Source organism: Streptomyces sp. NPDC059201 (assembly GCF_042754585.1).
In the GTDB taxonomy this organism is placed as follows: domain Bacteria; phylum Actinomycetota; class Actinomycetes; order Streptomycetales; family Streptomycetaceae; genus Streptomyces.
Genome location: NZ_JBHZBB010000013.1, coordinates 205,950 through 217,680 on the forward strand (window position 1 = coordinate 205,950; position 11,731 = coordinate 217,680).

General features: G+C 72.6%; 16 protein-coding genes and 1 pseudogene. 9 read left to right on the plus strand and 8 right to left on the minus strand.

The window, feature by feature from the left end; genetic code table 11:
- Positions 1-104: 104 nt before the first annotated feature.
- Together ACFXMG_RS33465 and panD are read right to left on the minus strand one after the other, a co-directional pair.
- Positions 105-464: a GNAT family N-acetyltransferase gene (locus ACFXMG_RS33465; RefSeq protein ID WP_383818470.1), complete on the minus strand. Its 360-nt coding sequence runs from the start codon at positions 462-464 to the stop codon at positions 105-107.
- A 25-nt stretch (positions 465-489) separates the two neighbouring features.
- Positions 490-915: an aspartate 1-decarboxylase gene (gene panD, locus ACFXMG_RS33470; RefSeq protein WP_383818471.1), complete on the minus strand. Its 426-nt coding sequence runs from the start codon at positions 913-915 to the stop codon at positions 490-492.
- A 461-nt stretch (positions 916-1,376) separates the two neighbouring features.
- Here panD and ACFXMG_RS33475 point away from each other — a divergent pair, with 461 nt between their 5' ends.
- Complete coding sequence (locus tag ACFXMG_RS33475; RefSeq protein WP_383818473.1) at positions 1,377-1,799, plus strand: subtilase-type protease inhibitor; 423 nt, start codon at positions 1,377-1,379, stop codon at positions 1,797-1,799.
- Positions 1,800-1,836: 37 nt separating this feature from the next.
- Here the strand turns inward: ACFXMG_RS33475 and mgrA are convergent, their stop codons facing one another.
- Positions 1,837-2,829, minus strand: coding sequence for an L-glyceraldehyde 3-phosphate reductase (gene mgrA / locus ACFXMG_RS33480; protein ID WP_383818490.1), 993 nt, complete (start codon positions 2,827-2,829; stop codon positions 1,837-1,839).
- 126 nt (positions 2,830-2,955) lie between these two features.
- Here mgrA and ACFXMG_RS33485 point away from each other — a divergent pair, with 126 nt between their 5' ends.
- The 4 genes from ACFXMG_RS33485 (at position 2,956) to ACFXMG_RS33500 (ending at position 7,311) form a co-directional block, all read left to right on the plus strand.
- Positions 2,956-3,834, plus strand: a complete 879-nt coding sequence (locus ACFXMG_RS33485; protein ID WP_383818475.1) for a LysR family transcriptional regulator — start codon at positions 2,956-2,958, stop codon at positions 3,832-3,834.
- Between the two features lie 49 nt (positions 3,835-3,883).
- Entirely contained in the window at positions 3,884-5,113 is a 1,230-nt protein-coding gene (locus ACFXMG_RS33490; RefSeq protein ID WP_383818477.1) for a glycosyltransferase, read from the plus strand.
- Between the two features lie 447 nt (positions 5,114-5,560).
- The gene (locus tag ACFXMG_RS33495; protein WP_383818478.1) at positions 5,561-6,115 is read left to right on the plus strand and encodes a hypothetical protein; all 555 of its coding nucleotides are present in this window, start codon (positions 5,561-5,563) and stop codon (positions 6,113-6,115) included.
- A gap of 800 nt (positions 6,116-6,915) precedes the next feature.
- The gene (locus tag ACFXMG_RS33500) at positions 6,916-7,311 is read left to right on the plus strand and encodes a hypothetical protein (protein WP_383818480.1); all 396 of its coding nucleotides are present in this window, start codon (positions 6,916-6,918) and stop codon (positions 7,309-7,311) included.
- 202 nt (positions 7,312-7,513) lie between these two features.
- Here the strand turns inward: ACFXMG_RS33500 and ACFXMG_RS33505 are convergent, their stop codons facing one another.
- Complete coding sequence (locus ACFXMG_RS33505) at positions 7,514-7,657, minus strand: hypothetical protein (RefSeq protein ID WP_383831051.1); 144 nt, start codon at positions 7,655-7,657, stop codon at positions 7,514-7,516.
- 305 nt (positions 7,658-7,962) lie between these two features.
- Between ACFXMG_RS33505 and ACFXMG_RS33510 the strand changes: the two genes are divergently transcribed.
- Both ACFXMG_RS33510 and ACFXMG_RS33515 read left to right on the plus strand, forming a co-directional pair.
- Entirely contained in the window at positions 7,963-8,187 is a 225-nt protein-coding gene (locus tag ACFXMG_RS33510; RefSeq protein WP_383831054.1) for a DUF6458 family protein, read from the plus strand.
- Between the two features lie 67 nt (positions 8,188-8,254).
- Complete coding sequence (locus tag ACFXMG_RS33515) at positions 8,255-8,629, plus strand: PRC-barrel domain-containing protein (RefSeq protein ID WP_383831057.1); 375 nt, start codon at positions 8,255-8,257, stop codon at positions 8,627-8,629.
- A 134-nt stretch (positions 8,630-8,763) separates the two neighbouring features.
- Here the strand turns inward: ACFXMG_RS33515 and ACFXMG_RS33520 are convergent, their stop codons facing one another.
- A complete protein-coding gene (locus ACFXMG_RS33520) occupies positions 8,764-9,048 on the minus strand; it encodes a cupin domain-containing protein (RefSeq protein WP_383831060.1) in 285 nt (94 codons plus the stop codon).
- Positions 9,049-9,549: 501 nt separating this feature from the next.
- Entirely contained in the window at positions 9,550-9,957 is a 408-nt protein-coding gene (locus ACFXMG_RS33525) for a hypothetical protein (protein WP_383828642.1), read from the minus strand.
- A 68-nt stretch (positions 9,958-10,025) separates the two neighbouring features.
- Between ACFXMG_RS33525 and ACFXMG_RS33530 the strand changes: the two are divergent.
- Positions 10,026-10,136 (plus strand): annotated as a pseudogene (locus tag ACFXMG_RS33530) (IS630 family transposase); the annotation flags it as partial.
- Positions 10,137-10,160: 24 nt separating this feature from the next.
- Here the strand turns inward: ACFXMG_RS33530 and ACFXMG_RS33535 are convergent.
- Positions 10,161-10,631, minus strand: a complete 471-nt coding sequence (locus ACFXMG_RS33535; RefSeq protein WP_383828649.1) for a MerR family transcriptional regulator — start codon at positions 10,629-10,631, stop codon at positions 10,161-10,163.
- On the opposite strand from ACFXMG_RS33535, the gene ACFXMG_RS33540 reads away from it, so the two are divergent.
- The gene (locus ACFXMG_RS33540; RefSeq protein WP_384119998.1) at positions 10,624-11,247 is read left to right on the plus strand and encodes a hypothetical protein; all 624 of its coding nucleotides are present in this window, start codon (positions 10,624-10,626) and stop codon (positions 11,245-11,247) included. The genes ACFXMG_RS33535 and ACFXMG_RS33540 overlap by 8 nt on opposite strands.
- Here the strand turns inward: ACFXMG_RS33540 and ACFXMG_RS33545 are convergent.
- Entirely contained in the window at positions 11,222-11,698 is a 477-nt protein-coding gene (locus ACFXMG_RS33545; RefSeq protein ID WP_383828645.1) for a MarR family winged helix-turn-helix transcriptional regulator, read from the minus strand. The two genes, ACFXMG_RS33540 and ACFXMG_RS33545, sit on opposite strands and share 26 nt — an antisense overlap.
- Positions 11,699-11,731: the final 33 nt, after the last annotated feature.

Here is an 11,731-nt window from a genome sequence, read left to right on the forward strand (position 1 = left end):
GATGGGTCATGACGGACCTCCCGGTCGACGGCCCCCCTCGGTCTCCCCTCCCTACCAGAGTGGCACCGCGCGCGCCCCTCGGAGCCGCACGCGCGGTGACCCGCTCACCACAGCCCGGGAGTGGCGGCCAGCTGCCGCTTCGCCGCACGCACCACCTCGGCGGGCGCCGGTGGAGCCTCCTCCGGATGCCGCTCGGCCCACTTGGCGGCGTACGGGCAGAGCGGCACGACGGGGACGCCCTCGCGGGCGGCGATGGCGTAGAACTCGCGGACGAGCGCGCCCGCGATCCCCCGCCCCTCGTGGTCGGCGTCGACGACCGTGTGGACGGCGACGAGCGCGTGCGGCTCCTCGTCCAGCGCGAAGTAGACGATCACCCCGGCGAACGCGTCACCGACGTACGCCTCAAGCCGCCCCGCCTCCCGCACGTCCCGCATGACCGGCTCGACCGCCCGCTGCTCCGCCATACCGCCCACTCCTCACCTCAGAACCTCAGAAGACCGCCGGCACCGCGTGCGGCGGCCGCACCGTGTCACTCCCCGGCACGGGCGCCGAGGCATCGGCACCCAGCTCTACGATGCGGTTCTCACCGTCGACATGCACCACACGCGGCACGTACGCACGCGCCTCGGCATCGTCCATCTGGCCGTAACTGATGAGAATGACCAGGTCCCCGGGGTGAACCAGATGAGCGGCGGCACCGTTGATCCCGATGACCCCGGACCCCCGCTCCCCCTCGATGACGTACGTCTCCAGGCGAGCCCCGTTGGTGATGTCGACGATATGCACGAGCTCACCCGGCAACAGATCGGCGGCATCCAGCAGATCGGCATCGACGGTCACAGAGCCGACGTAGTGCAGGTCAGCCTGGGTGACGGTGGCCCGGTGGATCTTGGACTTAAACATCGTACGCATCATGGAGGCACTCCAGGAGATAGGCTCCCTGCCTGCGTTTTTGCAGGTCAAGGGCTGTTTCCACACCCTACGACGAGTCGCGGGTTCAGGCAGCCAGCCTACGCAGCACGCGCTCAAGAGCCCTCGTGATCACCGTCACCCTCGCAGAGCGGGTTCAAAAGTGATGGCAATCGGTCATCTTCGATGCACGGAAGGTAAACACCGGACGCCCGGAGCGGGAGCGCGGGCCCGGGATTCCGGGCTCGCGCCCCCGGGCGGCGGGCCTGCGCCGGGGCGCCCGCGAGGAACCGTCACCATGTCGAACAGGCAGAACGTTCGGTCGGTAGCCGTGCGTCGGCGGACTTGTCCTTAAGTAGGCCATCGAGGTGTGATCGACCTTCGTTTACGGCAGGATCCGCGACGTTGAACCTCTAACTCGTGGAGATTCTCTGCGAGATACCTCTTCTTCGAAGGAGCATCCTGTCGTGCGTCACCGCATCGCCGCCTTATCCGCCTCCGCCCTCCTCGTCCTCGCCGGCACCGCCGGCGTGGCGGAGGCCGCGCCGGACAGCCTGTACGCCCCCTCGGCCCTCGTGCTGACCGTCGCCCAGGGCGACGAGCGGGCGGCCACGGTGGTCCGGGCGTCCACCCTCAGCTGCGCACCGACGGCTCAGGGCACCCACCCCGACCCCCAGGCCGCCTGCGCGGCGCTCGCCGCCACCTCCGGCTCCCTCGACCGCCTGCTGGCCGCCCCCTCGCCGGACCGCCTCTGTCCTCTGCACTACGACCCGATCACCGTCTCCGTGGACGGCGTGTGGCAGGGCAAGCGCGTCAGCTGGCGGCACACGTTCTCCAACACCTGCGCCATGTCCGTCACGCTGAGGGGCAACGGCGTGTTCGCGTTCTGACGGGCGGACCGAGGGGCGGGGCATCGGCCCCGCCCGCTCATGGGCCGACCAGGGCGTCGACGCGGGCCAGCTCCTCGGCGTCGAAGTCGAGGTTCGCGAGGGCGGCCACGTTGTCGTCGAGCTGGCGGGTGCTGCTCGCGCCGATCAGGGCCGAGGTCACCCGCCCCCCGCGCAGCACCCACGCCAGGGCGAGCTGCGCCAGGGTCTGGCCGCGGTCCTCGGCGAGGGCGTTCAGGGCGCGCAGCCGGTCCACCAGGTCCTCGGTGACGGCGTCCCGCCGCAGGAAGGGGCTGTCGCTCGCGGCCCGGGAGTCCTCGGGGATGCCGTCCAGGTAGCGCCCGGTGAGCAGACCCTGCTCCAGCGGGGAGTAGGCGATGGAGCCGACCCGCAGGTCGTCGAGCGCGTCCAGCAGTCCCTCGGACTCCGGGCGCCGGTCGAGCATCGAGTAGCGCGGCTGGTGGATGAGGAGCGGGGTGCCCAGCTCACCCAGGATGCGGGCGGCCTCGCGGGTCTGCTCGGCCGAGTAGTTGGAGACGCCGACGTAGAGCGCCTTGCCCTGCTGGACCGCCGAGTGCAGGGCGCCCATCGTCTCCTCCAGGGGAGTCTCCGGGTCGAAGCGGTGCGAGTAGAAGACGTCCACGTACTCCAGGCCGAGGCGCGTCAGGCTCTGGTCCAGCGACGACAGGAGGTACTTGCGCGATCCCCACTCGCCGTACGGGCCCGGCCACATCAGGTACCCGGCCTTGGTGGAGACGACCAGCTCGTCGCGGTGCGGCGCGAAGTCCGTCGCGAGGACCGCGCCGAGGGCGGACTCGGCGGCGCCGGGCGGCGGGCCGTAGTTGTTCGCCAGGTCGAAGTGGGTGATCCCGAGGTCGAAGGCGCGGCGCAGGATGGCCCGCTGACCCTCCGCCGTACGGTCGGGGCCGAAGTTGTGCCAGAGGCCCAGCGACAGCGCGGGCAGCTTGAGGCCGCTGTTCCCGGCGCGGCGGTAGGGCATGTGGGCGTAACGGTCGGGGTGTGCGGCGTACAACACGGCTCCATGAGGTCGAGGGGTGCCGGCCGCCCGAGGGGCCGGACCCGAACCAATCTGCACCCACCCGTCGCCATCGGTCCAACAGGAGAATCCGATGGGATTCAGTGGATACGCTTCTCAATCATGGAACTGCGCCACCTCCAGCACTTCGTCGCCGTCGCCGAGGAACGGCACTTCACCCGGGCCGCCGAACGCCTGATGGTCTCCCAGTCCGGCCTGTCCGCGTCCGTCCGGGCGCTGGAGCGCGAGCTGCGCGCCCCCCTGTTCGTACGGACCACCCGCCAGGTGACCCTGACGGAGGCCGGACGGGCGCTGCTGGGGGAGGCCGAGCGGATCCTGACCCAGGTGCGGACCGCGCGGGAGGCGGTGGCCGCCGTGCAGGGCGTGCTGCGCGGCACCCTGACGCTGGGCACCGAGCAGTGCGTCGCCGGCGTGTACGCGGCGGGACTTCTGGCCGCGTTCCACCGGCGGCACCCGGACGTGGAGATCCGGCTGCGCCAGTCCGCCTCCCTCGACCTGGCCGAGGAGGTCTCCGGCGGGCGTCTCGACCTGGCCTTCGCCTACCGCACGTGCGCCGACTCCGACCAGCTGCGCGCCGTACCGCTCGCCACCGAGCCGATGACCCTGCTGTGCCACCCCGGGCACCCGCTCGCGACGGCCGGGGCGCCCCTCGCGCCCGCCGACCTCGCCGCGGAGGTCTTCGTCGACTTCCACCCCGACTGGGGACCCCGCCGGGCCACCGACGCCGCCTTCGCCGCCGCCGGCGTCCGGCGCAAGGTGGCGCTGGAGGTCAACGACGTCCACAGCCTGCTCGACCTGGTCGACGAGAACCTGGGCGTGGCGGCCGTCCCCCGCCACTTCCGGCAGAAGCGCGAGACCCTGCGCGCCCTGCCCGTGAAGGGCGTGCCCGACACCGTCTACGAGACGGTCGCGCTGCTGCCGCCCCCGCAGGCCACCAGCCCCGCCGCCCGCGCCCTGATGGCGATCCTCGAACGGTCCTGAAGGGCAGGTCCCGCGCGTGGTCGCGTCCCGGGCGGGGCAGACTGGCGGCGTGCGCATCGTGATGATGACGGCGGGGTCGCGCGGCGACGTCGCGCCGTACACGGGTCTGGGTGCCGGTCTCGTACGGGCCGGGCACGAGGTGACCCTGGCCACGCACGGCGTGTTCGAGCCGCTGGTAGCGGGGTCCGGGGTGCGGTTCCGCGCGCTTCCGGTGGACCCCCGCGCCGAGCTGCACTCCGCGCGCGGGTCGCGGCTCCACAACGCGAGGACCGGCGCCGGCAAGCTCGTACGGCTGGCGTCGATGGCCCACCGAGCGGTCGACGAGATGACCGGGACGCTCGTGGCGGCGGCGCGCGAGGGCGAGGTCCTGCTCGTCGGCGGGGCACTGGGCCCGCTCGGGTACGCCCTCGCGGACGCCCTGTCGGTACCCGCCCTGGGACTGCACCTCCAACCGCTCCACCCGACCGCCGAGTTCCCCGCCCCCGTCCTCGGAACCCGGCCCCTGGGCGCCGTGGGGAACAGGCTGAGCGGACGGGCCGTCATGATGTCGGTGGAGCTGATGTTCTCCGACGCCGTACGCTCCCTGCCCCGGCGGCACGGGCTCGTGGCGCCGAGCCGGTCCCGGCGTCGGCCTCGGCCGGTGCTCCACGGCTACAGCGAACGCGTCGTCCCCCGCCCCCGGGACTGGCCCGCGGGCCTTGAGGTGTCGGGGTACTGGTGGCCCCACGAGACACCCGGCGCCCGCCTTCCCGGAGAGCTGGAGGACTTCCTCGCCGCCGGGCCCCCGCCGGTCTTCGTCGGCCTGGGCAGCGCCACCGTCCCCGACCCCGAGCGGCTGAGCCGCGACATCGTCACCGCCCTGCGGGCGGCGAGGGTGCGCGGGATCGTGCAGAGCGGCTGGGCGGGCCTGGCCGCCCGGGGCGACGACCTCCTGACCGTCGGCGAGGTGCCGCACTCCCTGCTGTTCCCCAGGACCGCCGCCGTCGTCCACCACGCGGGAGCGGGCACCACCGGCGCCGTCCTGCGGGCCGGCGTGCCCTCCGTCCCGGTGCCGGTCCAGTTCGACGCGGCGTTCTGGGCGTCCCGGCTGACCGCCCTGGGCACCTCGCCCGGTGCGGTGCCGCTGCGCCGGCTGACCGCGGGCGCCCTGGCCGAGGCCCTGCGCCGGGCGACGCAGGACGGCTCCCACACCACGCGCGCCCGCGCGCTGGCCGAGGACCTCGCCAGGGAGGACGGCGTGGCACCGGTGCTGGCCGCGCTCGCCCGGCTGACCGACTGACCGGCTGACCGACTGACCGGCTGACCGACTGACCGCCTGACCGGCTGACCGGCTGACCGGCTGCCGGCTGAGCGGCTGACCGGCTGACCGGTGACCGGCCGACCGGCTGACCGGCTGCCGGCTGAGCGGCTGACCGGCTGACCGGTGACCGCAGGCACCAGGCCGCCCTTCGCCGCCGGTCACCGGCCGGCCCCGGTGCGCCTCCCGTCATGTACCGGTACGGGCGCGGGGGCCGTCGCGCCGTCCAGGGCGAGGCGGGCGGTCGCCCACCCGCGCTTCACCCCCACCCCCACACCTGTCTTTCCCCTGCCGACCCGGCGCCCGTCCCTGATGCCCGGTTTGCGTTCCGGAGTGGGGGGCACGCGGACCTCCATGAGTTCCGGGCCCTTGAGGGGGCCGGGACGGAAGAGCGCGACTCGGACGGAGAACGCGAAAGGGTGAGAGCCGATGTCGACCGGAATCGTCCTGGTCGTCGTCGCGGTCGTCGTCGTGGGCGGGTTCGCCGCCGGCGTGGCGGTGGACCGCCGACGGCGGGCGCGACTGCGCGACCGCTTCGGGCCCGAGTACGAACGGGCCGTCGAGGCGACCGGCAGCAGACGGGCCGCGGAACAGGAACTGGACGCCCGCGAACGCCGCTTCGCCGACCTGGAGATCAAGCCGGTGCCTGGTGAGGCACGGGAGCAGTACGCGCGACGGTGGATGCGCGTCCAGGAGGAGTTCGTGGACCGGCCCGAGGGCGCCGTCCACGACGCCGACGAACTCGTGGCGGCCCTGATGCGCGACCGGGGTTACCCCGACGAGGGCTACGAACAGCGGCTGCGCGACCTGTCCGTGCGACACGGCCGCACCCTGGAGGACTACCGCGCGGCCCTGGAGGTCCACGCGATGAGCACCCACAACGCCGCCACGACCGAACAGTTGAGGGGCGCGATGATGCGCTACCGCACCCTCTTCGACGACCTGCTCGCCGACGGCGAGCCGACCGGCACCCGCCGGTCCTGACGCGGAAGGCAGGAGAGATGCGACACCACGAGACGCCCGAGCGCACGACCCGGGCACCGGGTCGACGACACTACGCGGACCCGACGGGCGAGTACCCCGACCGGTCGGAGAACCGCCCCGAGCCGCGGACCGGACAGGACCGAACCGGCTCTCGCCGCCCCGGGCTCGCACCGACCGGTGGCGACGGGAAGCCGGCGCCGGACCACAGCCCGACGGTCGCGCCGACCCCGCCCAGCCCAACGGGGGAGGCGGACAGGCGTCGACAGGCCGCGTCCTCCGTCCCGCCCACGCCTTCGGGCCGCACGACCCGTTCGGCGGCCCCGGGCAGTCCGACGGTCGCGCCGACCCCGCCCAGGCAGCCCGGAACGGAGGAGGCGGACAGGCGTCGGCAGGCCGCGCCTCAGGCCCCGTCCTCCGTACCGCCCACGCCGTCGGGCCCCACGACCCGTTCGGCGGCCCCGGGCAGTCCGACGGTCGCACCGACCCCGCCGCAGCACGGCCGGCCTGAGCAGGAGAAGCCTCGGCCCGATCGGCCTGAGCAGGAGAAGCCGCAGCCCGATCGGCCTTCGCAGGGCGGGCCGTGGCGTGAACGACCTCAGCAGGGCGGGCCGCGGCATGAACGACCCCAGCCGGGCGGAAACCCTTACGCCCGGCCCGAGCCGGGCGGGCCGCGGCCGGACCAGGCACGACCCGACGGGCATCGGCTCGATCAGCCCTGGCCCGCCGGTCCCGGAAGCACCCCGCCCCCCGCGTCCCCACAGGTCCCGGCCCAGCGGACACCTTCCGCCGGCCCTCCGCCCATGCCCTCCGCGCCTCCGGACCCGGCGTCCACCACCCACGGCGGTCACGGGCGACACGCCGCGCCTGCCCCGCAGGAGCGGCCCCAGGGCCGTCCGGACAGTGGCGCCGGGATGGAGGCGGAGGGGATCCCCGACCTGCTCGGCCCGGCGGAGGAAGGGGAGTTCATGCGCCGCTGGCACGAGGTCCAGGGCAGGTTCGTCGACGACCCCCGCCAGGCGGTCCATGCCGCCGACGCCCTCGTCGGTGACGTGATGAATTCCCTGACGGACACCTTCGCCCGGCACCGGCAGACCCTGGAGGGCCAGTGGAGCCAGGGGCTGGAGGCCGACACCGAGAGCCTGCGCCTCGCCCTCTGCCAGTACCGCGCGCTGTTCCAGCGCCTGTTGTCCACCTGACGTACCGGACGCCCCCCTCTCCCGTGCCCGGCGGTGCGATCGGCCTCGCGGCCCGCACCGCCGGGCCGGCGGCATGTCCGACCCCGAGTCCGCACGCACACGCCGACGCCCCGCGCGGTCTCTCGCGCGGGGCGTCGGCTGTGGCGTCGGCTGTGGCGTCGGCTGTCCGGTCTTCGGGCCGGGCGAGCAGGTGTCAGCGGTGTCAGCGGTGGCGCAGCCTGCCCAGCAGGCGGCGCGCCTGGGCGCGCCTGCCCGGGTCGGCGGCGGCCCGACGAAGGGACGCCGCCGCGCCGCGGCCCTGAGGGCTGCGGGCGAGTCGCTTGATGCGGGCCAGCAGTGCGGTCATGGGATTCTCCTCCGATGTCGAACGGGCGGGACGGTTGCCGCAGGGGACGGTTGCCGCACGGGACGGTTGCCGCGGGGGTGCCCGCGCCTTCCGTGTCCTGACACTCCGTGTTGCCCGAGGCCGCCGTCTCACACCCTCCGTGCTCCGACCAGTCGTCAGGCAAGGGACTCCGGGCGGTCGTTCGCGGGGAGGCCGGCCCTCTGCCGACGGGCCGGGAGTCGGCTGCGTCTCCGAGGAATGCGGAATGGTCTCAGGAGTGCCGGGTACGCGGACACTGTCCAACCCACAGGGAGGAGCGAACAACCATGGGTCTGGGACTGTTCATCATCATGATCGCCGTCGGCGCCATCCTCACGTTCGCGTCCGACTGGGAGCTCGAAGCGGTCGACCTCGATCTGGTCGGCCTGATCCTGATGGGCGTCGGCCTGCTCGGGACCGCCGTGTACACCAGCGTTCTGCGCCGCCGCCGGCTGGTGGTCCCGCCGGTGGCGCCCACGGCCACCGACGACGACCGTCGTGGCCTGCTCTGAGGCGTCCCCCACGGCGGGTGCCACGCCCTGTACGAACAACGCGACACGCGACAGAGGAGTGACAGCGATGACCGAACATCTGTGGTCCTACAGCACGGACTCCGGCCACCTGGCGGGTACCGACCTCACCGGATGGCGCGTCGAGGCGTGCGACGGGCACATCGGCAAGGTGGACAAGCACTCCGACGAGGTGGACGACTCCTACCTCGTCGTCGACACGGGCGTATGGATCTTCGGCAAGGAGGTGCTCATCCCGGCGCGGGCCGTGACCCGCGTCGACCTGGAGGAACAGACCCTCCATCTCGCCCTGTCGAAGGAACAGGTGAAGGACTCGCCCGAGTTCGTCTCCGACAAGCACCTCGCGGACCGCCAGTACCGTGAGGAGATCGCCCAGTACTACCACATGTCCTGGCCCTTCCCGGGAGGCGCGGGCCGCCTCTGACCGGCCGCCGGTCCGCGGCCACCCCCCACCCCCCACGCCACGCGCCGTCGGCCTGGCGACCGCCCCGCACGGGCCCCCTCCCGTCGCGGGGCGGTCCCCTGTCCGGGGACGTCGTCCGGAGTACGCCTCCGCGGTTACTTCAGCTCGATCTCCACGAAGGCGAGCGGAGCGGTGCCCGCGTTGACGACCTCGTGTTCGCCGCCCGCCGGGCGGGCGTAGGACTCGCCCGCCCGGAGCTCGGAGACGCTGACCGTGCCGTCGGCGCCGACCACCCGGGTCCGCCCGTCGGTGACGGGGACGACGACGTAGTCGTACGCGTGGACGTGGCGGCCGGTGGACTGACCGGGTTCGAAGTCCCAGCGGGTCACTCGGGTCCGGTCGTCCTCGTGCTGGATGCTCGCGCGGGCCGTGGTGGTCACGGGGCGCTCCTTTCGGCGTCGCGGTCTCCGGGCGCCGGGGACGAGCCGCCGACGCCCCCGCGCGGCAGGCTAGCCGCCCGGCCCGCCCCGGGCGAAACCGGACCGGGTGGCATGGATCCCGGAAGGCGGGGCAGGCGGGTGTCGAGCGAAGGGACACGCTCACGCCGGACGATCCGCGGTTCCCCCCCTTGCCGTGGGTCGGCGGCCACCGTGTGCGGCCCGCGCCTCCACGAGGCGCGGGCCGCCCGCACGCCGCACGGACAGCCCGCCCTGGCGGGCGGGACAGCCGAGAACCCTCTCCGAATCCTCCGGGTTCCGCCTCGGCGGCGAGCATGACGGCTGTCGCCCGGAGCGACTCTTCGCCAGGTGCGCCCGAGCTGTCCCCGCTCTCGTCCGCGTCTTGCCGGAGACGTGGTGTATCTCCTCACCCGGGCGCCCTTCACGTCCAACGCCATGGGTGTCAGCATGCAGACGGTTGGCCGTGACCCGTCAGAGGGGCTCTCAGTCCTCGGTTCCGGTCGTCAGCTGGTCTCGCCGGCGGGTGGCGGCCGCCCGTACCAGTCGCACCACGCGTGGGTCCTCCGGGGCTTGGGGGTCGCGGAGTTTGACGTGCCGGGCCTTCTTCCCCGTGCCGGTGAGAAGTCCGTCGGGGTCGTGTGCCGCCAGTTCCACTCCCTCGCCGAACTGGAGGTTCACGTGCTGGGAGTGGAGGATGAGGCCGGTGACGATGCCCTTGTACGTTCCGGGCGCGAACGTGAACGCCAGGAGTCGGGCGGAGGTGTCGACTTCCTCCACCGCGTCGGGCACCGCCTTCCGTACCACTTCACGCGCCCGCCGCGCGATGGTCGCCACCTCCTCGCTCGCGGAGTCGAGCAATGCCTCCCATGCCTCAGGGCTCTGATTCACCATGGCCGGACTCTAGTGCCGCATCAGGCGACGTTCGCCCCGTTGTGGAGTGACGCGCCATCCGGGTCCTGGTCCCGTTCTCGGCCTGGAGTCCGACCAAGCCGGCGGACTTCCTGGTCGCCGAGGGGGTGGTCGACGACATCGGCCACGAGGGCCTACGCGCTCTGCTCCACGAGGAAGGCGCCTTCGCGCCGTCGTGAACAGGGTCAGCGTCGCCTGATCCGGTGCTGGTCAGACCCGATGCCGAGCGGTTCCGCAGTGGCGTCGCCGGGCGTCTTTGCGGCACCGGCCGCGTAGCAGGCTTCCGGATCGTCGCCTCCGGTCGGCGCCGTGGCGGCGATGACGGCGTCCAGCGTGTCCCGTGCGGCCAGCAGGCCGGCCACGGCCTCGTCGATGCGTTCACGTTCCCGGTTCAGGTCGGGCAACATGCCAGAACAGGCCGGCGCCAGGGTCTGCCCGTCGTCGACCATGCAGGGCGGCATTAGTTCGGCGATCGTGGCGGTGTTGAGACCGGCGCCGAGCAGCATGCGGATGCCCCGCACTGTGGCGATGTCCTCTTCCGCGAACTCGCGATATCCGCTGGGCCGCCGCGAGGGCTTGAGCAGCCCCTGCTCCTCGTAAGAGCGCAGCAGGCGTTGGCTGACCCCGGTCCGCCGAGAGAACTCCCCCATACGCAGCCTCGTCACCAAGGGCGTCCACCGCGCGGGCACCGTCGCCGAGGCGGTGTCCGCGAGCCCTGTCACGATCACGTACCTGAAGGACTACGAGACCATGTACGCGGTCCTCGACTCCGCTGGTGACGCCTTGAAGGGCCGCGCACTGGTGAACCTCAACTCCGGTACCCCGAACGAGGCGCACGCAGCGGTCAGTTGGGCAACCGAGCGAGGCGCCGCCTATTTGGACGGCGCGATCACGCTGCCGCCGCCGCTCGTCGGGCAGCCTGACTCCGTCTTCCTCTACAGCGGTTCACAGGATGTCTTCGACAAGCATCGGGTGACGCTGGCGTCCATGGGCGCCCCCCGGTACCTCGGCTCCGACCCCAGGCTGGCGGTGCTGTACAACGCGGCACTGCTCGACATGATGTACGCGACCATGAACGGCTTTCTGCACGCCACCGCGCTGGTCGGGTCGGCGAACGTCTCGGCGGTCACGTTCGCCGATCTCGCACTCAACTGGTTCAGGCCCTCGCGGCTGGACTCAACCCTCACCGAGCAGGCGATCGCCGAGGGCTACAGCGGCAAGAACTACCTGGCCGTGTTCGAAGTCTTCAAGAAGGTGACACACGCTTCGTGACCTCATACGACGTCGTCTCCGATTCATCGCCGGGAGTGGCTGCTTGTAGGGCTGCCGTCAAGTAGCGCTTTACCACGGTTAGTTCAGCTGGGGTGAAGTCCTCGGACGCCTCAACCAGGTGGGTGATGAGCGGGCCGAAGAAGGACTGGCCCAGTTCTAGCGCTTTCTGCTGGACCGTCAGAACGACGCGCCTGCGGTCGTGTTCGTCGCGGGCTCGATGGATCAGGCCCAGGCGTTCCAGGCGGTCGAGCAAGGCCGTGGTGCCGGCCGAGTTGAGGCGTAGGGCTGCGCCCAGGCGCCCTGGGGTGACGTCGGTGGCCGCTCGGTGGGCGTCGAGGAGGTGGATGAGGGCTCGCACGTCGGTGGGGTGCAGGCCGTTGCGGGAGGCGAACTCCGCGCCTCTCAGGTCGAGTTCCACCGTGACGGCGCGCAGGAGGTGGATCAGGCGCATCGCGGGGATGGTGTCGTCGCTCACTGGGCAAGT